This window comes from Pseudomonas sp. LFS074 (assembly GCF_047978165.1).
Classification (GTDB): Bacteria; Pseudomonadota; Gammaproteobacteria; order Pseudomonadales; family Pseudomonadaceae; genus Aquipseudomonas; species Aquipseudomonas putida_P.
Genome location: NZ_JBFPFV010000001.1, coordinates 3,520,859 through 3,544,389 on the forward strand (window position 1 = coordinate 3,520,859; position 23,531 = coordinate 3,544,389).

At 62.2% G+C, this 23,531-nt stretch carries 19 protein-coding genes; 12 read left to right on the forward strand and 7 right to left on the reverse strand.

Features of this window, described 5'->3' with window-relative positions:
* Positions 1-46 precede the first annotated feature (46 nt).
* From cycA to speB, 6 genes are all read right to left on the reverse strand, one after another.
* Positions 47-1,471, reverse strand: a complete 1,425-nt coding sequence (gene cycA, locus ACNQP3_RS16070) for a D-serine/D-alanine/glycine transporter (protein WP_264316209.1) — start codon at positions 1,469-1,471, stop codon at positions 47-49.
* A 353-nt stretch (positions 1,472-1,824) separates the two neighbouring features.
* Entirely contained in the window at positions 1,825-3,513 is a 1,689-nt protein-coding gene (betA, locus tag ACNQP3_RS16075; RefSeq protein ID WP_012272721.1) for a choline dehydrogenase, read from the reverse strand.
* 4 nt (positions 3,514-3,517) lie between these two features.
* Positions 3,518-4,987: a cytosine permease gene (locus ACNQP3_RS16080; RefSeq protein ID WP_264316210.1), complete on the reverse strand. Its 1,470-nt coding sequence runs from the start codon at positions 4,985-4,987 to the stop codon at positions 3,518-3,520.
* Positions 4,984-5,163 (reverse strand): hypothetical protein, encoded by a 180-nt coding sequence (locus tag ACNQP3_RS16085; protein ID WP_012272723.1) that lies wholly within the window; start codon positions 5,161-5,163, stop codon positions 4,984-4,986. Before ACNQP3_RS16085 ends, ACNQP3_RS16080 begins: the two co-directional genes overlap by 4 nt.
* Before the next feature lie 96 nt (positions 5,164-5,259).
* The gene (locus ACNQP3_RS16090) at positions 5,260-6,768 is read right to left on the reverse strand and encodes an aldehyde dehydrogenase family protein (RefSeq protein WP_012272724.1); all 1,509 of its coding nucleotides are present in this window, start codon (positions 6,766-6,768) and stop codon (positions 5,260-5,262) included.
* Between the two features lie 15 nt (positions 6,769-6,783).
* Positions 6,784-7,755 (reverse strand): agmatinase, encoded by a 972-nt coding sequence (speB, locus tag ACNQP3_RS16095; protein ID WP_012272725.1) that lies wholly within the window; start codon positions 7,753-7,755, stop codon positions 6,784-6,786.
* A 268-nt stretch (positions 7,756-8,023) separates the two neighbouring features.
* On the opposite strand from speB, the gene ACNQP3_RS16100 reads away from it, so the two are divergent.
* Positions 8,024-8,950, forward strand: coding sequence for a LysR family transcriptional regulator (locus ACNQP3_RS16100; protein WP_012272726.1), 927 nt, complete (start codon positions 8,024-8,026; stop codon positions 8,948-8,950).
* Between the two features lie 107 nt (positions 8,951-9,057).
* Here ACNQP3_RS16100 and ACNQP3_RS16105 read toward each other — a convergent pair whose 3' ends face one another.
* On the reverse strand, positions 9,058-9,621 hold the full coding sequence (locus ACNQP3_RS16105; RefSeq protein ID WP_012272727.1) for a hypothetical protein: 564 nt from the start codon (positions 9,619-9,621) through the stop codon (positions 9,058-9,060).
* A 552-nt stretch (positions 9,622-10,173) separates the two neighbouring features.
* Here ACNQP3_RS16105 and ACNQP3_RS16110 point away from each other — a divergent pair.
* The 11 genes from ACNQP3_RS16110 to ACNQP3_RS16160 all read left to right on the forward strand — a co-directional run bounded on the left by ACNQP3_RS16110 (position 10,174) and on the right by ACNQP3_RS16160 (position 23,346).
* Positions 10,174-11,583, forward strand: a complete 1,410-nt coding sequence (locus ACNQP3_RS16110; RefSeq protein WP_012272728.1) for a circularly permuted type 2 ATP-grasp protein — start codon at positions 10,174-10,176, stop codon at positions 11,581-11,583.
* A 3-nt stretch (positions 11,584-11,586) separates the two neighbouring features.
* Positions 11,587-12,537 carry an alpha-E domain-containing protein gene (locus ACNQP3_RS16115; RefSeq protein WP_012272729.1) on the forward strand — a complete coding sequence of 317 codons (951 nt, stop codon included), beginning with the start codon at positions 11,587-11,589 and terminating at the stop codon, positions 12,535-12,537.
* Entirely contained in the window at positions 12,534-13,313 is a 780-nt protein-coding gene (locus ACNQP3_RS16120) for a transglutaminase family protein (protein WP_264316211.1), read from the forward strand. Before ACNQP3_RS16115 ends, ACNQP3_RS16120 begins: the two co-directional genes overlap by 4 nt.
* A 73-nt stretch (positions 13,314-13,386) precedes the next feature.
* A complete protein-coding gene (locus ACNQP3_RS16125; RefSeq protein WP_012272731.1) occupies positions 13,387-14,109 on the forward strand; it encodes a proteasome-type protease in 723 nt (240 codons plus the stop codon).
* A 76-nt stretch (positions 14,110-14,185) separates the two neighbouring features.
* Complete coding sequence (locus tag ACNQP3_RS16130; protein ID WP_012272732.1) at positions 14,186-15,322, forward strand: MFS transporter; 1,137 nt, start codon at positions 14,186-14,188, stop codon at positions 15,320-15,322.
* A gap of 139 nt (positions 15,323-15,461) precedes the next feature.
* Positions 15,462-16,805, forward strand: a complete 1,344-nt coding sequence (locus ACNQP3_RS16135) for a gluconate:H+ symporter (protein WP_060492471.1) — start codon at positions 15,462-15,464, stop codon at positions 16,803-16,805.
* Between the two features lie 34 nt (positions 16,806-16,839).
* Positions 16,840-18,177 (forward strand): D-serine ammonia-lyase, encoded by a 1,338-nt coding sequence (locus tag ACNQP3_RS16140; RefSeq protein WP_012272734.1) that lies wholly within the window; start codon positions 16,840-16,842, stop codon positions 18,175-18,177.
* 35 nt (positions 18,178-18,212) lie between these two features.
* A complete protein-coding gene (gene dsdC / locus ACNQP3_RS16145) occupies positions 18,213-19,160 on the forward strand; it encodes a DNA-binding transcriptional regulator DsdC (protein WP_060492470.1) in 948 nt (315 codons plus the stop codon).
* 185 nt (positions 19,161-19,345) lie between these two features.
* Complete coding sequence (locus tag ACNQP3_RS16150) at positions 19,346-21,439, forward strand: AAA family ATPase (RefSeq protein WP_264316212.1); 2,094 nt, start codon at positions 19,346-19,348, stop codon at positions 21,437-21,439.
* A 73-nt stretch (positions 21,440-21,512) separates the two neighbouring features.
* On the forward strand, positions 21,513-22,544 hold the full coding sequence (locus ACNQP3_RS16155) for a helix-turn-helix transcriptional regulator (protein WP_179027817.1): 1,032 nt from the start codon (positions 21,513-21,515) through the stop codon (positions 22,542-22,544).
* Between the two features lie 151 nt (positions 22,545-22,695).
* Positions 22,696-23,346: a HEPN domain-containing protein gene (locus tag ACNQP3_RS16160; protein WP_012272738.1), complete on the forward strand. Its 651-nt coding sequence runs from the start codon at positions 22,696-22,698 to the stop codon at positions 23,344-23,346.
* Positions 23,347-23,531: the final 185 nt, after the last annotated feature.

Here is a 23,531-nt window from a genome sequence, read left to right on the forward strand (position 1 = left end):
CAGCGCAATGGCGCCGTCCCCCTTGGGCAAAACGTGAGTGTGCCGATCAATCGGCGTCGAATGACAACTGCGCGGTCTCCTGTTTCTTCTGGCGAATGGAGCGGTACGCCAGCCCCAGCACGGCAAACCACACCGGCACCAGGTACAGGGCCATACGGGTGTCGGCTTCCAGGGCCAGCAATGCCAGGATGAAGGCGAAGAACGCCAGGCACACCCGGCACATGAAGGTACCGCCCGGCATTTTGTACTTCGACATCTGGTGCAACGGGTCGCGCTGCTTGCGGTACGCCAGGTACGACAGCAGGATGATCGACCAGACGAACATGAACAGCAGGGCCGACACCGTGGTGATGAGCGTGAAGGCATCGAGCATGTTCGGCACCAAGTAGATGACCAATGCCCCACCGGTCAGGCACACGCAGGAAAAGATCAGGCCATTGGAGGGCACGGCACGGCTGGACAGTGCGCTGAACTTGCCGGGCGCATCACCATCCACCGCCAGGCCATAGAGCATGCGGCTGGTGGAGAACACCCCGCTGTTGGCCGAGGACATGGCCGAGGTCAGCACCACGAAGTTGATGATGCCCGCAGCGGCGGGCAGGCCGGCCAGCACGAACAGTTCGACGAAGGGGCTCTTGTTGGCCACCACTTCGCGCCAGGGGGTCACGGCCATGATGGCGATGAGCGCCAGCACGTAGAAAACGATGATACGCACCGGAATCGAATTGATCGCCCGCGGCAGGTTGCGCTCCGGGTTCTTGGTTTCGGCCGCAGTGGTGCCAACCAGCTCGATGCCGACGAAGGCAAACACGGCGATCTGGAAGCCAGCGAAGAAGCCCATGGCGCCATGGGGGAACATCCCCCCGTCGTTCCACAGGTTGGCCAGCGCGGCCGCATGCCCGGCCGGCGACTGGTACGCTGCCGCCACCATATAGAAGCCTGTGCAGACCAGGGCGCAAATAGCCACGATCTTGATCATGGCAAACCAAAACTCCATTTCCCCGAACATCTTCACCGTCATCAGGTTCAGCGTGAGCAACAGGCCAACGCACGCCAGCGCCGGTATCCACAACGGCATGTCCGGGAACCAGAATTGGGTATAGGCAGAGATCGCAATCACGTCGGCAATACCGGTGACGATCCAGCAGAACCAGTAAGTCCAGCCCGTAAAGAAGCCTGCCCACGGCCCTAACAGGTCGGCGGAAAAATCGATGAACGACTTGTAATTCAAGTTGGACAGCAACAGCTCGCCCATGGCCCGCATGACGAAGAACAGCATGAAGCCGATGATCATGTAGACAAAGATGATGGAAGGCCCGGCAAGGCTGATGGTCTTGCCAGAGCCCATGAACAGGCCGGTGCCGATGGCACCGCCGATGGCGATCAGCTGGATATGGCGGTTGGAAAGGTTGCGCTTGAGTTCGTGAGTATCGCCCTCAGGCGGGCAGTGACCGTGCGGCAAGTTATTCATTGTCATGTACCTTGCTAGTTTAATTGTTTTTATAACGTCACAAGTTCAACGCTCGAGACCGGATGAACAACTTTCAACGCCGATCGAGTGCAAGGTCGGGAGCAAGGTCTGTGCCAAGTGCAAATAGCGCTAGTTAGAGGGGGTTTATTGAGAGCACGGGTACTTCCTGTAAAGAAGTCACTCCATATATTCGTATCAATCAGGCGGTTTAACTGCCGGAGGCATCGGCAGCACTGCACTTGCCCGCCACGTATCGAAATCATTCCAATGGAGCGTATTCACTCCACAATCATCGACTGGCCTCTGTGGAAGCGGCCTTGGCCGCTCCCACGTTGACCCCATCAAGCGGATATTTAACGGATAGGCATCTCCCGCACGGGCTTGCGGCTACGCTGCTCCTCCTCCCAGCCCCCCACCAGGCCCACCGGTACATCGACCGGCGCCAGCGGCTGACGCCCGCGCACCAGGTCGGCTGCGCGCTCGGCCAGCATGATGGTCGGCGCGTTGAGGTTGCCGTTGGGCTCGCTCGGGAACACCGACGAGTCGATCACCCGCAGCCCCTGCAATCCACGCACGCGCAGCATTGAATCGACCACCGCCATCTCATCCTCACCCATACGACACGAGCCGCACGGGTGCATGGTGCTTTCCATGTTCGCGCGCACGAAGGCGTCGATTTCTTCGTCGGTCTGCACCTGCGGCCCGGGCGCCAGCTCCTCGCCACGGTAGCGGTCCATGGCCGGCTGGGCGATGATCTCGCGGGTCAGCCGTACGCACCGACGGAAACCTTCGCGGTCCTCTTCGCTCTCCAGGTAGTTGAAGCGGATTTGCGGATGCTGGTACGGGTCGGCCGACAACGCCCGCACATGGCCTCGGCTCTTGGGCTTGTTGGGCCCGGTCAGCACCATGAAACCATGGCCTTTGAACGGTTTGTCGCCGTCGTAGCGCATGGCCGCCGGCAGGAAGTGGAACTGGATGTCCGGCCAGCGCAAGCCCTTGGACGAGCGGATGAAACCGCCGGCTTCGAAGTGGTTGCTGGCCCCCAGCCCGTCCTTGAACAGCAGCCAGCGCAAGCCGATCATGGCCTTGCCCAGCAGGTTCATCTTGCCGTTGAGGGTCACCGGTTGCTTGCACGCATACTGGATGTAGATTTCCGAGTGGTCCTGCAGGTTCTCGCCCACCCCCGGCAGGTCGTGGCGCACCTCAATGCCGGCGCTTTTCAGCACCGCCGCTGGGCCGATGCCAGAGCGCTGCAGTAAATGCGGTGAGCCGATCGGGCCGGACGCCACCAGCACTTCCCGGTTGCACATGACCTTGTGCGTCTGCCCGCCATGGTCATATTCCACGCCCACCGCCCGCTTGCCATCGAGCAGGATACGCCGGGTCATGGCATGGGTGATCACGGTCAGGTTCGGCCGGGTCATCGCCGGGCGCAGGTAGGCATTGGCGGTGGACCAGCGCACACCGTCCTTCACCGTCATGTGCATGGCACCAAAGCCTTCCTGCATGTAACCGTTGCAGTCATCGGTCTTGATGTAGCCGGCTTCGGCGCCCGCCTCGACCCAGGCACCATACAGCGGGTTCTGCATATTGTTGCCGTTGTTGGTCGACAGCGGCCCGGCGCCGCCCCGGTAGTCGTCGCCACCGAACTTGTACTGCTCGGCACGTTTGAAGTACGGCAGGCAGTTGCGGTAGCTCCAGTTTTTCGCGCCGAGGCTTTCCCACTCATCGAAATCACAGGCATGGCCGCGGATGTAGACCAGGCCATTGATCGACGACGAGCCGCCCAGCACCTTGCCCCGAGGGCAATGCAGGCGCCGGTTGTCCAGATGCGGCTCGGCCACGGTCTCGTAGTGCCAGTTGTATTTCTTGGTGTTCATCGGCAAGGAGAACGCACTGGGCATCTGGATCAGCACGCTGCGGTCGCTGCCACCGAACTCCAGTACCAGCACCGAGGTACCGGCGTCTTCGCTGAGGCGGTTGGCCAACACGCAGCCGGCAGAGCCCGCACCGATGATGATGTAGTCGTATCGCTTGGTCATTGTTCTAGTCCTGTGCGCGAAGGCCGACGGCCTCGATGTTGCGTTCGTTACGCTTTGGATAGCCGCCCCAACCCAGGCGCGCGGCCAGCAGTCGGGTCAAGCCGTAATGCACCAGCCCGGCCAGCAGGCAGGACGGTAGCGAGGCCGTGGCGAAGGTGAAGAAGTTGGTATGGGCCAGGGTCTGCGGGTTGAACACCACCACATAGATCGCAAAGCCCGCCACCAGCGCCACCAGCGCAATGGGGTTGAAGCCTTTGCAGTAGCGCAGGGGTGATACGCTTGGTTCGGCGTAGAGCTGGCGCAGGTTCAAGCGCTGCTTGCGAAGGAAGAAGTAATCGGCGATGCCAATGCCGGCCAGGGCGCTGTTGAGTGCGGAGGTCCACACCAAAAAGATGAAGAAGCCATCGTAGATACCCGGCAGCAGCACCACGATCACCACCGGGATGATGCAGAACAGCGAGATCAATACCCCCCAGCCCATGCTGCGCAGCCGTTCCCCGGCCAGCTGACGCAGGCCGATCACCGCCGTGTAGAGGATGTTGACCATGCCGGTCAGGTTGGCCAGCGCCAGGAAACTCAGGGCGATGATGCCAAAGCCCATGCCACCGGCCAGGCGCATCCAGGCGGTAGGGTCGCTGCTGCCCAGGGTGGTGGCGGCGAACAGGCTGACCGACTCGCCCAGTGAAGCGGCACCGAAGATGCCCACCAGGTTGGGCCAGAAGGCGGTACGCTGGTTGCTGCACAGGCGCGACAGGTTGCCGATGTAGGGCCACCAGGAAAAGCCCGCGGCAATGTTGATTTCCACCGCGACCATGAAGTTGACGTGCGGGTTCTCGAACGGTGGCTGCAAGGGCGGCATGGCCAGCAGCTGGTCAAGGCTGTAGCGGCGCGAAATGAAGTACATCAGCGCCAGCATGATCAGGATCAGGCTGGGCGCGATCACCGCACTCAGGCGGCGGATCATGTCTGGCCCGCGCATGGCGACCAGCGCTGCCAGCACAATGGCCAGCAACGCCCCGCCGGTCACCAGCCAACCGTCGCCGCTGGGTTGGGCCTGGTGCACCAGGGTCTGCAGGTTGTCCAGCGCCCGCCCGCACATCAGCCCCAGCACCGCCAGCCAACCCATGGTCAGCACCACCACCGAGAGGAAGTAGACCAGGCGGCTGCCATTGAGGCCGAACATGCTGCGCAGGAAGGTGAACTGCTCGACACCGTACTTGCCGCAGGGCAGGCAGGTGGACGAGGCTGCCAGGACCACGCCGATGATGTTGCCGATGATGATCGCCGCAATCCCTTGCAAGGGGCCGACGAACAGCGCCGTGGCACCGCCGATCAGGAACACCCAGGTAGCCACCGCCAGCGCCGAGTTGGCGTAGGCAAAGCCCCAAAAACCCCACACCCGCTCACTGGGCAGCAAGGGGGTGTCACCACGTTCCGCACCCAGGCGAAACTCCTGCTCACGGGAAGCACTCATGGGTGGCCTCCCAGGTAGTACGCGCCAGCGATCATCACCAGCACCAGCAAAGCGAGTGCGACCACATCTGCCGCCGTCAGGGCGCCCGGCCAATGCGCCCTCCTCTCCAGTTCCTCATAGGCGCACAGGCGCCTTTCCAGGTCTTGCGCACGCTCTACATCCACTTGGCTGTTCATCGGCATCACCTCTACAGGTTCTTGTTCTTGAAATTCGATGCTTGATTGAACCCGCGTCGCTCGCCAAACCTCAGCGACGCAGGCCGGCCCTGAACCTCAGGGCAAGGTGATCCACACCGCCTTGGTCTCCAGCAGAAACTCCAGTTGTTCCGCGCCCAGGTCCTTGCCGTAGCCGGACTGTTTGTAGCCACCGAACGGCATGGCCGGGTCGAGGGTACTGTGGGCATTGACGTATACGGTGCCGGCGCGAAGCTGCGGGATCAGCCCATGCACCTTGCCCAGGTCGTTGGAGTAGATCGCCGCTGCCAGACCAAACAGCGAGTCGTTGGCAAGCTGCAGTGCCTCCTCCTGGCTGTCGAACGGCTGAGTGACCAGCACAGGGCCGAAGATCTCCTCGCTGACGATGCGCATGTCATTGCGGCAATGGGCGAAGATCGTCGGCTGCACGTAGAAGCCGGGGCCGTCGAGCAGCTCGCCACCATAGTGCACCTGCGCGCCTTCGGCCTTACCCAGGGCGATATAGTCCAGCACGCGCCGCTGCTGTTGCTGCGACACCATCGGGCTGATGAAGCAATCGGGGTCAAGCCCTGGGGCAATCTTCAACGTCGCCGTGTAGCGTGCCAACGCGTCGAGAAATGCCGGATAGACACTGCGCTCTACATACGCACGGGTACCGGCATCACACACCTGCCCAGAGTTGAAGAACACCCCATTGGCCACGGCTTGCGCCGCCGCCTCGATGTCCGCGTCGGCAAACACGATCACCGGTGACTTGCCACCCAGTTCGAGGGTAAGGCGCTTCATCTGGTCCATCGCCGTCTTGCCCACCGCACACCCCACTGGGGTAGAGCCGGTAAAGCTCAGCTTGTCGATGCCTGGGTGGCTGGACATCGCCTGGCCGACCACGCTGCCGCGCCCGGTCACGATGTTCACCACGCCATCGGGAATACCTGCCGCCTGTACCAGCTCGGCAAAGCGCAGCGCCGACAGCGAGGTCAGCTCTGCCGGTTTGACCACTACGGTGCAGCCGGTGGCCAGCGCCGCGCCCAGTTTCCAGGCCATGGTCTGCAGGGGGAAGTTCCACGGCACGATGGCGCCGACCACTCCCACCGCCTCCTTGCGGGTATACGCCAGGTAATTGCCAGGCAGCGAAGGCTCGACCGTGCGGCCGTGGATCTTGCTGGCCCAGCCGGCGAAATAGCGCAGGGTATCGACCGTGCCCTGGATGTCGACTGCGCGCGCCTGCACCACCGACTTGCCCATGTCGATGGCTTCGATCTGCGCCAATTCGTCGCCGTGGGTTTCGATCAAGTCGGCCAGGCGATGAATCAGGCGCTCGCGCTCCAGCGGCTTCAGCTGGCGCCAGGCACCACCGTCGAACTGCGCGCGCGCGGCGCACACGGCACGGTCGAGGTCATCTGCGGTGCCCATGGGGATGCGTGTCAGTACCCCTTCGGTGGAGGGCTCGATGACCTCGGCGGTACCTCCGTCGCTGGCCTCCAGCCAGGCACCGCCGATGAACATGCGCTGCGGCTTGCTGAGAAAACGCTGGGTCGCCTCGGAAACGCCAAAGGCCTGCAAGTAGGCTTTAACCTTGTTGTCCACAGTACAGTCTCCGGGTCAGCGGGCGTTGGCGCGCGCGTGGAAGATGAAGCCGATGCTGTTCATCAGCAATTGTGCGGCCAGGATCGAGGTCATGCCGGTGGGGTCGTAGGCCGGGGCCACTTCGACCAGGTCCATGCCGACGATGCGGCCATGGCTGCGCCGGGCCAGGGCCTGGATGATCTCCAGCACTTCGTAGTACAAGAATCCGCCATGGCTCGGCGTGCCAGTGCCCGGGGCGATGGACGGGTCGAAGCCGTCGATGTCGATGGTGATGTAGTAGTTGCGGCCTTCAGGAATTTTCGCCAGCACGCCCTCGCAGCCCAACCGACGTACGTCACGCACCGAAAGAATCTGCGAACCGGCGTCACGCGCGGCGTCGTAGTCGTCGCGGTTGGATGAGGACACGTTGCGGATGCCCATTTGGGTCATGCCAACGATGTGCTCCAGCTCCGATGCGCGGCGCAGCGGGCTGCCGTGGCCGTAGCGCACGCCGTGGCGCTCGTCGACGAAATCCAGGTGGGCGTCGAAATGCACGATGTGGATCGGCCCATGGCCTTCGAACGCCTTGATCACCGGGGCATGCACCGAATGGTCACCGCCCAGCACCACCGGCATCGCCCCCGCCGCAAGAATCTGCCGCACGGCCGACTCGATGTTGGCGTTACTGCTGGCCATGTCGGTGTGCACGATGTCGGCGTCGCCCACATCGACCATGCGCACCTGGTCTTCGGTCAGGTAGGTGGCGTCATCTTCGAAGTCATAGGCACCGGCATGGCCGAAGGAAAACAAGGTCGATGCCTCACGAATGCCGCGCGGCCCAAAACGCGCACCCGAACGCCACTGGGTGCCCATGTCGTTGGGTGCCCCCAAAATCGCCACATCGGCGTCGATTGCCGCCCAGTCGGTGCATACCGGCGCCTTGGCGAACGTGCAATGGCCCACGAAGGGCAGGTTCAGGCGGCCAGACTCGTAACCGTGCTTTGCCATGTTCTGCTTTCTCCACTTGTTGTTCTATGTCAGGAGACGGGGCGACTGCTCGACCACCGTTGCAGCCACTATGGCAACCGGGTTGGCGGGGAAAAATGCGCAAGTGCAGATACATACATCGCCATAGCCCGAAGTATTGGCAGGCAGCGAGTCCAGAAAATGCCAGGCATTGCAGTGGCGAGGCGCTCATGTTTAGCTTGCGCAACAAGAACAATACATGGGCGCTCATATCAGCACTGGCGATGTGAGGCTCTGCCGGGAGGCTACGGTGATCCAGCTCCACGATGTCGACCTGAAGCTGCTCAGGGTATTCACCACTATCGTCCGGTGCGGCGGCTTTTCCGCAGCGCAAGCGGCGCTCAATGCCGGGCAGTCGACCATCAGCGAACAGATGTCGCACCTGGAAACCCGCCTGGGGGTCAGGCTTTGCCAGCGCGGGCGCAGTGGCTTTCGCCTGACCGAGCAAGGGGTGGCAATCCATGAGGCAACCCTGCGCCTGCTCAGTGCCGTGGAGAGCTTTTGCCTGGACGCCGACGTGCTCAAGCAGCACATCAGCGGCAAGCTCAACCTGGGCATCATCGACTCCACCCTGACCGACCCCGTCTCGCCACTGCCGCGCACCACCCAACGCTTCGTTTCACGTGGGCATGATGCCCACCTGCACATCTACATCGGTGCCCCGGCAGAACTTGAAGAGCGCGTGCTGGACGGCAGGCTGCACCTGGCAATCGGCCATTTTCCCTTGCGCGTCGCCGGGCTGTCCTACCTGCCGCTTTATGACGAGGCGCTTGGCCTGTACTGCGGCAGGCGTCACCCGCTGTTTGCCAGCAATGCGGGCAACGGCCGACTGATGGAGGACGTGCGCCAAAGCCGTATCGTGGTGCGCGGCTACATGCAGCAGTACGACCTGGAGCAGTTGGGCATCACCAAGGCCGATGCGACGGTGGAGAACATCGAGGCAGCGGCGATCCTGATCATTTCCGGGGCCTATATCGGCTTTTTGCCCGTGCACTTTGCCGAGCAATGGGTCAAGACCGGCGAAATGCGCCGCCTGGGGGCCAACACGCTGGACCTCAGCTCGCCCTTCGATGTGGCTACCCGGCGCGGTGTGTCGCGCCCGCCTATCCTGCAGGCCTTTCTGGAGGATTTGGCTGCCTGTACCGTGAGGACGGCCTCTCATCTCGACGCCGTCTAGAAATGTCTTTGAGCAATGTCTTCAGCAAATACGTAGTCACTCTGAAATGCTCATCCTCCTGACGAACCTTGCACCAGGTTTTGGACTGATCTTTTCGTTGTTGAAATTTACGCTGTCACCGGCGCGCAGCGCACCGAGATCATGCCGGAGGCAATATCGACTGCAATGTGGAAGGTGCCCGGTTCATGCTTGGCTGAATACCGTTCAGGCGTGGCATCTGAATTGAACATGAGCAGCTTGTAGCGTGCGGCAGCGCCGCCTTGACGTAACTTGCGCAGGGCGCTGGCCTTTTTGCCTTGGAAGAACGACGGCGCGACATTGAAGGCCTCGCCAATCAGCGTTTCGCTGGGGGAGGAGGCGCGAATGTCGAAGCCGTTCTTGTCTTCATTTCCAAACTCCACCGTGTATTCGGTGAACGGGAATGTTTTTTCTCTAAGCAGGCCAGCGATGCCATTGAGGATCACCAGGTCGGACATGATTCGGTTGGCAGCTTCAAAGAGGGTGACCTGCGGGTAGGGGCCGGCCCCCACCTTATCCCGCTTGATCGAAGTCAATAGCTGAACACCGTGCTTGCCTTGAATTGACGCCCCCAGGCAATCAAGGCTCTGTTCAAACTCACTCTTGATGGCGTGTATGTTTTCGGCGTTCAGCGTTCTTATTGGTTGACGCATGGGTGTCCCTGGCAAACGAAAGATTGGAAATAGCGCCAGCCTTGCGCAAACGCTACAAAGGTGACCGCCATTATTGTGCCACCGCTGTATTCGTCAGTGCCATCCATCAGGTGCCAGGTCCATAAGCCATTACCTCCGAAGCTTGCTCCCGAGCGCTCTGGCAAGTAATACCGCCCTCTTCGCAGGTGACACCGGACAGCCTGCTCGCTGCACGCCCCAACGCGGGTCAAAACCCATAAGCGGATTCAAAGTGCCCTTTTTTGATGCACGTCTTCTTCCAGCCAGGTGTTGCTTGTTTGGGGCCGAGGCGAACACCGCCGTGTACTGGCAACCTGAAGCAGCACCTATTTGCTGTTTTCGCGCCCGTTCCACTCTATTTCGGAACGCCACAGGCCTTTAGGCACCTTCATTGCAAAGGCAATTGTGCGCATGACGCATAGACGATCACTTGCAACCGAGGCTCACAGCACCCACCGACCCCAGCAAGGCAGCACCCTGTAGAACCCAGAAAAACAGCAATGAAGCTGCCGGCGACGGCGGCAAGGAGTGGGTATGTCCCGGGCTTTTTTCAATGAAATGTACGAAGCGAACGGCAGTTGCCGCCCGCATTACCAGGAGTTCGCCCGCTGGCTGGCCAACACCCCGCTGGAGCTGTTGGAGCAGCGCCGGCGCGAGGCCGATCTGCTGTTCCACCGCGCTGGCATCACCTTCACCTTGTACGGCGACAAACAGGACACCGAACGCCTGATCCCCTTCGATATCATCCCGCGCAGCATCCGCGCCAGCGAATGGCGCACGGTCGAGCGTGGCTGTATCCAGCGGGTGCAGGCGCTGAACCTGTTCCTGCAGGACATCTACCACGACCAGCGCATCCTCAAGGCCGGCATCATCCCGCCAGAGCAAGTACTGGCCAACGAGGGCTACCAGATCGCCATGCAGGGCCTGGACCTGCACCGTGGGCTGTATGCCCATATCGCCGGGGTCGACCTGGTGCGGGACGGCGATGGCAGCTACTTCGTGCTGGAAGACAACCTGCGCACCCCCAGCGGCGTCAGCTACATGCTCGAAGACCGCAAGATGATGATGCGCCTGTTCCCCGAACTGTTTGCCGCGCAGCGTATCGCGCCCATCGACCACTACCCCAACCTGCTGCTGGACACACTCAAGAGCGCCAGCCCACTGGACAACCCCACTGCCGTGCTGCTCACCCCTGGCCGGTTCAACAGCGCCTACTTCGAGCATGCCTTTCTGGCCCGGGAAATGGGTATCGAGCTGGTCGAAGGCGCTGACCTGTTCGTGCGTGACGAGCATGTCTACATGCGCACCACCGCCGGCCCACAACAAGTGGACGTGATCTACCGGCGCCTGGACGACGACTACCTCGACCCGCTGTCTTTCAACCCGGAATCGACACTGGGCGTACCGGGGCTGATCTCGGTGTACCGTGCCGGCAATGTGGTGCTGGCCAACGCAGTGGGCACGGGCGTGGCCGACGACAAGTCGATCTACCCGTATGTCGACGACATGATCCGCTTCTACCTGAGCGAAGAGCCGATCCTCAACAACGTGCCGACCTGGCAATGCCGCAAGCCGGCGGACCTGTCCCATGTGCTGGCCCACCTGCCCAAACTGGTGGTCAAGGAAACCCAAGGCTCCGGCGGCTATGGCATGTTGGTCGGGCCGGCGTCGACTGCAGCCCAGATCGAGGACTTTCGTGCGCGCATCAAAGCCCGCCCGCACGCCTATATCGCGCAACCCACCTTGTGCCTTTCAACCTGCCCGACCTTCGTCGACAGTGGCATCGCACCGCGCCACATCGACCTGCGCCCGTTCGTGCTATCGGGCAGTGAAACGCGCCTGGTGCCCGGCGGCCTGACCCGCGTGGCATTGCAGGAAGGCTCGCTGGTGGTCAACTCGTCGCAGGGCGGCGGTACCAAGGACACCTGGGTGGTGGAGGACTGAACCATGCTTTCGCGAACCGCTTCGGACCTGTACTGGATGTCCCGCTACCTGGAACGTGCAGAAAACCTCGCGCGCATGCTTGAGGTCAGCTATTCGCTGTCGCTGATGCCACAGGCTGGGCGCAGCGACGGCCATGCCGAGCTGGCGATGTCGCTGTTGGCCTCCGGCACACTGGACGACTACATCCGCCGGCACACCGAGCTCGACACCGAGCGCATGCTGCACTTCTTCGCCCTCGACGCGACCAACCCCAGCAGTATCTATTGCTGCCTGCAGGCCGCCAGGACCAATGCCCATGCGGTGCGCGGCCGGATCACCGCCGACATGTGGGAGAACATCAATGCCACCTGGATCGAAATGCGCAACATCGCCAGCAATGGCCTTGGCCGCTATGGCATCAGCCAGTTCTGCGACTGGGTCAAGGAGCGCTCGCACCTGTTCCGTGGCGCGACCTCCGGCACCATCATGCGCAACGACGCCTACAGTTTCATCCGCCTGGGGACCTTCCTGGAACGGGCGGACAACACCCTGCGCCTGCTCGATGCGCGCTACGAAATGTTCGGCGAGGCTTCCGAAGAGGTCAGCGACAGCTCCGCCCGCGGTTATTACCAATGGAGCGCCCTGCTGCGGGCGCTGACCTCGTATGAAGCCTTCAACGAGCTGTATCGCGCGGCGCCCAGTGCCCGGCCGGTGTCCGAGCTGCTGTTGTTGCGGGTGGACGTGCCGCGCTCGCTGCATGCCTGCATCGAGGAGCTGGACCTGATTCTGGCCGGCCTGCCCGGCAGCAGTGGGCGCGCCGCCCAGCGCATGGCCGCCGAACTCAATGCGCGCCTGCGCTACACCGCCATCGACGAAGTCCTCGACGCAGGCTTGCACGCCTGGTTGACCGACTTCATCGGCCGCGTCAACCAACTGGGCCAGGCGGTCCATCACTCCTACCTGGAGGTTGTATGAAACTGTGCATTCGCCACGACACTACCTACAGCTACGCCAGCGACGTCAGCAACAGCATTCAGTTCCTGCGCCTGACGCCACGCAGCAGCGAACGCCAACGCATCGATGATTGGCAACTGGTCCTTCCCAGCAAGGTCAAGAGCCAGATCGACCCGTACGGCAACATCCTGCATGTGCTGACCCTGGACAAACCCCACGGGCACCTTGCACTGACTGCCAGTGGCCAGGTAGAGATCGACCCGGATTGCGAGCAGGAGGGCGAAAGCCAGTCGCCTCTGCCCTTCCTGCGTGACAGCCGACTGACTCAAGCCGATGACACACTCAAGGCCTTCGCCAACCGGCAGTGCGGCAAGCATCGCGACCGGGGGGCATTGACGGGGCTGATGCAAGGCCTGGCCGAGCACATGCCCTACAGCCCTGGGGCCACCTCGGTGGGCACCACAGCCATCGAAGCGTTCAGGGGTGGCGCTGGCGTGTGCCAGGACCACACCCATGCCTTCCTGGCCTGCGCACGCAGCCTGGGGGTGCCGGCACGCTACGTTTCCGGTTACCTGTGCACCGAGGACGAGCAGCATCTGGCCAGCCACGCCTGGGCCGAAGCGTGGATCAACGACGCCTGGTTCAGCTTCGACGTCACCAACCGCCTGACGCGCCCAGAACGTCACCTGAAGCTGGCAGTTGGCCTGGACTACCTCGATGCCTGCCCAGTCAGGGGGGTGCGCCGTGGCGGCGGCGTCGAATCGATGCAGGCCAACGTCCACGTTCATCGCCAGTGACAGGTTGGCTGCAGGCAGGTCTTGTCGCGCGAGCGCGGCAAGGCCACTCCATACGCAACACAAGGGAAACCGCATGACTTACTGCGTCGCCATGCACCTGGAGGACGGGCTCGTCTTCATCAGCGACTCACGCACCAATGCCGGCATCGACCAGATCTCCACCTTTGCCAAGTTGTTCGTCTTCAGCGTGCCAGGCGAGCGGCTGATCGTGCTGCAGACCGCCGGCAACCTGGCGACCTCGCAGTCCGTGGTCAACCTGCTGCGCCAGCGTACCCTGGGCAGCGGCCAGCACCTGCTGAACGTTGCCACGCTTTTCGATGCCACGGTGCTGGTTGCCGACACCCTGCGCGAAGTGGTCAGCCGTGACCGCAGCAAACTCACCGCGGGCATCGACCTGAGCAGTTCATTCATTGTCGGCGGCCAGATAGCCGCCGGGCCCATGGCCATTTTCAATGTCTACGCGCAGGGCAATTTCTTTCAGGCCACGCCGGATACTCCGTTCCTGCAACTGGGTGAAAGCAAGTACGGCCGGCCCATACTCGACCGCAACCTGGATTACCGCACGCCGCTCGATGAAGCGTTGCGCTGTGGCCTGATTTCGTTCGACTCCACCATCCGCAGCAACCTGTCGGTGGGCATGCCGCTGGACTTGCTGGTGTACCGCAAAAACAGCCTGGAGAGCATGACACGCAGGCGCATCAACAGCGACGATGCCTATTACCAGCAAATTCGCAAGCAATGGAGCGACGGGTTGAAGACACTCCTGGCTGAACTGCCGGCGCCGCCTTATGGCTGAATGAGGCGCCGTGGCCAGGTTTCATTGGGGAAGCGACGCAGGTTATCCTGCACCCTCCCCTTGTCACGAGATTGTCATGTCGTCCGTCGCCACTCCGGTGCAAACCCAACGCGCCGACCGAGACTCGCGCAACGCGGCCCAGGTGCTCAGCCTGTGCCTGCCCAGTGACGTACTGCTCTACCTGCTGCTGCCGATGTACGCAGCCGACTTCGGCGTGACCTTGGCCGAAGCTGGCGTGCTGCTGGCGGCCAACCGCCTGGTGCGCATCATCGGTTACGGCTGGGTCGTGCGCTTCTATGCCCGCCATGGCGACCGCGCGGCCTGCAGCCTTGCGGCCTTCGCCGCCGCCGTGTGCGCACTGGGCAATGCGATGCTGACCGGTTTCGCCGCGCTACTGTTGCTGCGCCTGGTCTGGGGCCTGTGCTTTGCCACGTTCAACCTGAGTACCCAAACCCTCGCTACCGCTGAGGTACAAGGGGCGGCACGCCGTGCGGGACGCTCGCGAGCGACCCTTTCCATCGGGCCAATGCTGGCCTTGCCGCTGGGTGCGCTGATGGCACAGGCCTACGGCCCGCGCAGTGTGTTCTTCGTGCTCTGCATCGGTGCTCTGTTCGGGCTGTGGCGTGCGCGCGCCCTGCCCGGCACCGGCCACGCGGTCGCCAGCCGCGGGGGCCGGCGCCTGCGCCTGCCCGACAGCATCGCTACCTGGTCCTTCATCGAAGGGGTGACCCTGGACGGCTTGTTCATCTTCGGCCTCTCGCTCTACGCACAAACCCACCTGGGGGAGTCCGGCGTGCTGGCAGCGGGCGTGCTGATGGCGGTGCGCTACCTGAGCGAAATGCTCTTCAGCCCCTTCGGCGGGCGCCTGGCCGACCGCTTCGGGCCGCTGCGCATGCTGGTAGCGCTGTCACTGGCCACGTCGCTGGCGCTGCTGCTGTTTGCCAGCCACTGGTTGTTCATCGGCGCCTTCTTCGTGCTGGTGCTACGCGCCCTGCAACTGCCGCTGGTGATGACGCTGGTGGCCCTGCGCAACCCGCAACAACGCATCCAGGCGCTGGCCGGCAACGCCGTGTGGCGTGACATTGGCGCGGGGCTCGGGCCGATGCTGGCGGGTGTGCTGCTGCCGCAGGTGCCAGCGATCTGGGCCTACGCCGGGGCGGCACTGGCGATCGCGATGGCAGCCTTGAATTGCGCCTGGTCGGCGCGACAATGAGTGCTGACGCCATGCATGACATGGGCTCACCTATGGTGTGAGGAGTGATCGTTTGAGTCGATCAAATCGCTGAAATCTAATGGTTGCAAACCAACAAGAAGCTCGCACGGAAGCGATCAGCGATAGAGATAACTACACGATGACTCCAACGTTCTCATTAATCGTTCTGGGCACTGCAATACTGCTGATCGTGGTCATGATCAGCAAGCTCAAGGTCCACCCCTTCCTGGCACTGCTGGCCGCAAGCCTGGTGGTGGGCATTGGTACCGGCATGCCGCCGACGGCCATGGTTGCCGCGTTCGAAAAAGGCATGGGCAGCACGCTGGGCTTTCTTGCCGGCATCATCGGCCTGGGCAGTATCCTCGGCAAACTGCTGGAAGAGTCGGGTGGGGCCAGGCGCATCGCCACCACGCTGCTGAACCTGTTGGGTGAACGCAATGCTTCATGGGCCATGATGCTGGTGGGCTTCATCGCTGGCATCCCGGTGTTTTTCGAGGTCGGCTTCGTGCTGCTCATTCCGCTGATCTACGTGGTTGCCCGGCAAACCCGCATCAGCATGCTGTACCTCGGCGTCCCGCTGGCCACCTCGCTGATGGTGGTGCACTGCATTCTGCCGCCACACCCAGCTGCTACGGCGATTACCGGCATGCTCAATGCCGATATCGGCACGGTCATCCTCTATGGCCTGATCGTTGGCTTGCCCACTGCCATCATCGCCGGCCCGGTCTGGGTACGCTTCGCCTGCAAGCGCGGCGCAACACAAGCGCAAGATACCTTCCTTTCGGCACGTACCGAAGCCCAGGTCGATGACCAGCCGCTGCCTGCTTTCGGCATTACCCTCGCCACCGTCCTGCTGCCGTTGCTGCTGATGGTCGGCAAAACCTTGGCCGTCATGGTGCTGGCAAAGGGCTCCACGCTGTACGAGTGGGTGGCCTTCGTTGGCAACCCACTGATCGCCCTGGCGCTGTCGGTTATGTTCGGCTACTGGGCACTGGGCCTGCGCCGCGGCCTGGACATGGCGCAGTTGCTCAACCTGACCCAGCGCTGCTTCCCGCCCCTGGCCGGTATTTTGCTGATTATCGGTGCCGGCGGCGCCTTCAACGACATGCTGGTCGGTAGCGGCATCGGCAAGGCGCTGGCTGACGTGCTCAACCAGACCCAGCTCAACCCGGTCATCCTCGCCTGGCTGATCGCTGGGATCATGCACTTCGCGGTCGGTTCGGCCACGGTGGCAATGATCAGCGCGGCCGGCATGGTCATGCCGATCCTGGGCCAACACCCCGAATACAACCGGGAAATCCTGGTGATCGCCATCGGTGCAGGCGCCATCGGCTGGACACACATTACCGATTCGGCGTTCTGGGTGGTGAAGGAGTATCTGGGGCTGTCACTCAGCGATGCGTTGAAAAAATTCACTGCGGCGACAGTGCTGGCCTCGGTGATCGCCTTGTGCCTGACCCTGCTCCTTTCAAAAATTGTCTGATCTACTCTGCAAAGACTGCACAACAGGTGAAATCATGATTCACGGAAAAACCCTGGAAGCCTGGCAACAAAGCCACCCGATCATCGCCGACCTGGTCGCCCTGAAAGAAACAAGCTGGTTCAACCCGGGTATCGCCCAGGCATCCGAAGCCCTACGCGACGTGGGCCTCACGGCTGCAGACGTGCAGGCGGCGAGCGCACGGCTGCAGCGGTTTGCGCCGTACCTGGCAACAGTCTTCCCCGAAACAGCGCCAGCCGGTGGCATCATCGAGTCGCACATCGCCCCATTGCCGCTGCTTCGCCAACGGCTGATCGAGGAAGGCGCATTGCGCAACGCCGGCAGCCTGTGGCTCAAGGCAGACAGCGACTTGCCTGTTTCCGGCTCGATCAAGGCCCGGGGTGGTATTCATGAAGTACTCAAGCATGCCGAAGACCTGGCCCTGGCGGCCGGCCTGATCACGCCAACGGATGACTACACCCGGCTGGCAAGCGAGCAGGCGCGCGCCTTCTTCGGCCAGTACAAGATCGCCGTGGGCTCGACCGGTAACCTGGGTTTGTCGATTGGCATCATGAGCGCGAAGCTGGGCTTCCAGGTGAGCGTGCACATGTCGTCCGACGCCAGGCAGTGGAAAAAGGACAAGCTGCGTGCCAACGGCGTGACCGTGGTCGAGCACGCCTCCGACTACAGCGTTGCGGTCGAGCAAGGGCGCCAACAGGCGGCAGCCGACCCCAGCTGCTACTTCGTTGACGACGAGAACTCGCCTCAGCTGTTCCTGGGCTATGCCGTCGCCGCTGAACGGCTGGCCCTCCAGTTCGACCAGGCTGGCATCCAGGTGGACGCAGATCACCCGCTGTTCGTCTACCTGCCTTGCGGCGTAGGGGGCGGCCCTGGCGGCGTAGCGTTCGGGTTGAAGCTGGTATTCGGCGATGCGGTGCACTGTATCTTTGCCGAACCCACCCACTCCCCTTGCATGTTGCTGGGCGTGTACACCGGCCTGCACGATGAAACCAGCGTGCAGGACTTCGGCATCGACAACATCACCGCCGCCGACGGTCTGGCGGTCGGGCGGCCATCCGGGTTCGTCGGCAAAGCCATGCAGCGGCTGATCGATGGTTACTACACCGTGACCGACGAAGCACTGTACCGCTTGATGGTCATCGCCCATGAGCAGGACAAGGTCAAACTGGAACCTTCTGCCTTGGCCGGCGTACCCGGTATGCTACGGGTATTGCAGGCAGACGAGTACCTGGCTCGTCAAGGCTTCACCCCAACCCAGCTGCAGCAGGCAACCCACCTCGTCTGGGGAACCGGTGGCAGCATGGTGCCGGAAGATGAGTTCAACGCCTACCTGGCGAAAGGGCGCAGCGTGTAACCGCAATCAGTGAACTGCACAGGAAGGATTGAACCATGAAAAAGCCCAGCGGCGGCGCCGTGAAACTCAGTGGCTCGCACCTGGGCAGCCTGCATGTCTTTCTGGTGGCCGCACGGCACTTGAGCTTCTCTCGCGCGGCGGATGAGCTGTGCCTGACGGCCAGTGCCGTGAGCCATCGCATCAATCGACTGGAAGATGAACTGGCGCTCAAGCTGTTCCACCGCATGCCGCGCAAAGTCAGCCTCAGCGAAGACGGCGAGCGCCTGTTCGCGGTCATGCAGCGCACCATGGATGAGCTCAGCGAGGCCGTGCAGGCACGCGCGCACGCCGAAATCGCCGGCCAGCTGACGCTGTATGTACGCCCGTCAGTCGCACAGTGCTGGCTGGTGCCACGGCTGGCGCAGTTCACCACCCGTTACCCCGACATCCAGCTCGATATCAGGGTGGGCAACGAGAGCATCGATTACCGCACCCGCAAGATCGACCTGGTCCTCTGTTATTCGGATGGTCACCATCCGGGTTTGCAGAGCATCCATTTGATGAACGAGCGAATCGCCCCGGTGTGCTCCCCTCATTACGCTCAGACCCATGCATTGGCCAATGACCTGAACCGGCTGGATCAATGCACCACATTGCATGATGTAGCGGCCTGGGACAACGCTGCATTCGATGCCGAATGGCAGCTCTGGGCCAGCACCACAGGTGCGCGTATCAGCCTCCCGCGCCGGTTCCTCACCTTCGATCGCTCCGACCTTTGCACGCTCGCGGCACTGAACCACACAGGCGTCGCGATCGGCCGGGAACAACTGGTCAGAACGCGCATTGCGCAAGGTGAACTGGTCCTGCCGTTCGGCGGTTTCGTCGACACCCCCAACTATGGCTATTACCTGGTCTACCCGCATCATGACCCGATGCCCAAACGCCTGCAGGTGTTGATCGACTGGCTCGTGGAATGCGCCCAGTCACCTGGCCCGAACCCATGACTTGCACGACGGCGCAAGCTTCAACCCTTTATCTTTATCGATGTATCCAAGCTTCGCGCCCGTGTTCGATTGCTTCTTTTCATTTGTTTGCGGTCGGCTGCGCTGGGGTGCGCAGCGCCGATGACGACACATTCTGACCATCGCCCCCCAGACCATGAGCACCCCACAGCATCAGGATGTTCATCATGGGTTCTCGACTGCACCCCTTCGCCTTCGACAGCCGTCGCACTGTCGATACCTGCACACTGTCCCTGAAGTGGAGTTTCCAGCTGCTCCTGGACCTTGGGGCGCATCGTACGTTCATCGGCCGCCACGGGCTGAATGACGATGACCTGGGTTATGAGCTGGGCATCGCAAAGTGGGTGGATGACGACCACTACAAACCTGCCCTTGCCTTGGCCGCGTTGCGCAAGAGCGCGCGCGCCTTCACCGCCGAGCATCCGCAAGTAGATTACCCGGATAACCTGGCGGCCAATCTCGAGGCTTTGGGGCAATTGCTGAGTTTTTCCGAAGCGGACCTGCAGGTACTCGGCTTCTGCGTGTTGTTGCACTGCGACCCAACGCTGAGCGATGCCACCGACCAGTTGGGCATGCTGGGGTTCAAACAAGCAGTGAAAGTGCTGTCTGTACTCCTCGGCTTGCCACTTGCGACCGTAGAAGCCTGCCTGGCACACAACAGCCCGTTGCTGCGCACCGGCCTGCTGGAAATCAGCACCAGCAACCGCGCCGCCATGGCGCTGAGCTCGATGTTGTCGGTGAGCAACCAGGAGCTGCCTGGCCGGTTGCGCTTCAACAAGGGTACCCCCCTGGAGCTGTTCGCCTACGCTTTTCGCTTGAGCCCTCCTGGCAGCTTGACGGCGGAACACTACAGCCATGTCAGCCAGCAGTTGCTGATCGCCGAGCGCTACCTGGGCAGCGTCCTGGCCAAACAGCGCCCAGGTGTGAACATCCTGCTGTACGGCCCTCCTGGCACTGGCAAAACCCAGCTGAGCAGGCTACTCGCCAATACCTTGGGCCGTGCGCTTTATGAAGTAGCCTGCACCGACAGCCACGGCGACCCGGTATCGGCAAAACAGCGCCTGTGTTCGCTGCGCGCGGCCAACAGTGTGTTGCAAACGCAATCCGCCCTGCTGGTACTGGACGAAATCGAAGACATCTTCCAGGCCGCCAGTGCAGACGCTGGCAAGCGCTCGCAAAAGGGTTGGATCAACCGCATGCTGGAAGAAAACACGCTGCCGTGCTTTTGGCTGAGCAACAGCATCGAAGACATCGACGCTGCGCATATTCGTCGCTTCGACCTGGTGATCGAGGTGCCGAACCCGCCCTTGGCGCAGCGCCAGCAGATGCTGCGCGAATGTGGCGCAGGCAAGCTGGGCAGTACCTTGGTAGAACACCTCAGCGCCCATGACCAGGTCACCCCTGCTGTGCTGGACCGGGCAGTGCGTGTGGGGCGAAGCGTGGCCCCGCGCGCCGGCAAGATGCTGGACAACACCATTCGTTGCGTCGTGAACGCGACCTTGAAGGCACAAGGTTTCGACAAGCTGCAAAGCAATGAGCATTCTCTGCCCGCTTTCTATTCCCCCGCCTGGATCAACACCGACCAGCCCCTCGACGGGCTGGTCGACGGGCTACGCGCTGACGCAGAGGCCCGGCTTTGTTTTTACGGCCCGCCAGGCACCGGCAAGACCGCGTTTGGCCACTGGTTGGCGCAACAGCTGGGCAAACCGCTGATGGTTAAGCGAGTCTCGGACCTGGTTTCGCCCTACGTGGGTACGACCGAGCAGAACCTGGCACAAGCGTTCGATCGTGCCCAGCAAGAACAGGCCGTTCTGCTGCTCGACGAAGTCGACAGCTTCCTGCAGGACCGCCGCAAGGCTCGCCAGAGCTGGGAGGTCACTGCGGTCAATGAAATGCTCACGCAAATGGAAAGCTACCGAGGGCTGTTCATCGCCTCGACCAACCTGATGAGCGATCTGGATGAAGCCTCTTTGCGCCGCTTCGACCTCAAAGTGCATTTCGGCTACCTGAAAACCGCCCAGGTTCAAGCGCTGTTCAGCGCACACCTCAAGGCGCTGGGGCTCAAAGACCCACAGCACGCCGCCGCCCGTCTGCGCGGCGAAACCTGCCTGACCCCGGGTGACTTCGCCGCGGTTGCCCGACGCGGCCGATTCAAACCCTTTGCCAACGCCAATGAACTGGCCACGGCGTTGATTGCCGAATGCCGCCTGAAAACTACGGCGCAACAACGCCCCATCGGCTTCACCCAGTGGACGAATTAAAGGTTGCAGGTTTGGCGCCGATAGGCAGACTAGCCGCCATTGCTGGCCATAAGCCAGCCCTGCCACCACAAGGATGACTCTCTTGCCTTCAGCCAAGACCCATACCGCGCTGAGCCGCCAGTGGGAGCTGCTGCGCCAGCTGCCAAAACGCGCCCCCGGCAGCACGGTGACTGAACTGCTGGCCCGCCTGACGGATGCGGGCTACGTCATCAGCAGACGCAGCATCGAGCGCGATCTGCATGACCTTTCCCTGGTGTTTCCGTTGCAGCGCAACGAAGGGGGAACGCCATCGGGCTGGTACTGGAAGCCAGGTGTGAGTGTCGAGCTGCAAGGCATCACGTTGACCGAAGCCGTCAGCCTGGCGCTGGTCGAGGACGCCGTTCGCCCCTTGTTGCCAGGGAGCATGCTGAGTGTTCTGGAACCACGCTTCGAGCACGCACGGCAAAAGCTCAAGGGGTTGGGCGACGGCAACCCAGCCGCCCGCTGGCCAGACAAAGTGGCCAGCGTGCGGCCGGACTTCAACATGCAAGCGCCGCAGGTTCATGCAGAAACGCTTGAAGCCCTGCAGCACGCCTTGATCAGCGAACAGCAGATCCGCTGCCAGTACTATTCGGCGCACAATGACAAGCAAAGCGACTTGACACTCAACCCGCTGGCGATTGTGCAGCGCGGCTTGATCACTTACCTCATCGCCACGGCGGCGCCCTACACCGATGTCCGTCAATTCGCGGTGCACCGCTTCCGAGAGGTGACCGTACTCGACTCGCCGTGCCAGGGGCTGGAGTCGTTCGAATTGCACAGCTACCTCGCCACGGATGCCCTGCAATTTGGCAAACCCGAAAAGATCTGCCTGGAAGCTTGGGTGAGCGAACGCCAGGCACGCCTGATTCGCGAAACCCCACTGAGCACGGACATGACGCTCGAACCGTGGGAGCAAGGCTTCCGCCTTCAGGCAACGGTCAACAATACCTGGCAGTTGCACTGGTGGCTGTTGTCGCTCGGTGACGCGGTGGTGGTGCATGCGCCAGCACAATTGCGCCAACAGATCGGCGATACGCTGCGCCGCGCCGCCGCCGCGTACGCGCCTGAACAGTGCCTGGCCTGAGCACCTGGTGCCCGAAGCGGTACAGCCCGGTAACCGAGTAGAGTCATGACTGCAATGAGTGATAGCCTATAGCCATAACTTACCTGATGGGCCCTGCCCCGCGAATACGGCCTCCCAGCCAGCATTGCCCCAAGCCAAGGAAGCAAACGCAATGGACTACCAGTCGCTCAAGACTCGTCAGCGCATTGAACGCGACGCCCATCACCCCAACCTGGCGATTCGTATACACCGGGCCCTGAGCTGGCTACAGCGCGCCGAGCAGGCCGACGACGTCGATGGTCGTTTCGTTTTCCTGTGGATCGCCTTCAACGCCGCCTACGCCACGGATATCGACGAGCAGTATCGGTTGTCCGAACAAGAGGCATTCAAGGCCTTCCTGCACAAGCTCTGCGTGCTGGACAGTGAGCATGTCATCGAGAAACTGGTGTGGTCGGAGTTTTCTGGCAGCATCCGTGCATTGCTGGACAACCCCTATGTGTTCCAGAGCTTCTGGGAGTTCCAGAACGGCAAAATCAGCGAAGCCGAGTGGGAAGAACGCCTGCGCAACGGCAAACGCGCCGCCCACCACGCACTGGCGGAACGTGATACGGCCAAGGTTCTGGGGGTACTGTTCAACCGCATCTACACCTTGCGCAATCAACTGATGCACGGCGGTGCGACCTGGAACGGCAGCGTCAATCGCACACAGCTGCGCGACTGCACCAAACTGCTGGGCAAGCTGGTCCCTTTGATCATCCTGCTTATGCTCGACAACCCCGACACCCTCTGGGGCGACGCCTGCTACCCGGTGGTCAGCGACTGACCTCCTGACCCGGAGCCCTGACGTCCAGCCAACGCCACCATCGCGCCAATTGCCCGCCAGCCAGCGCACAAGCTGGCTGCGACACAAGCTGTCGCCCCCCGCTCACACAATGGAACAAACCTGCCCACAGGCCAACGTCACTGCTGCCCAAGTGGTGCGCTGGATACAAGGAGCGCCAAAGTGCC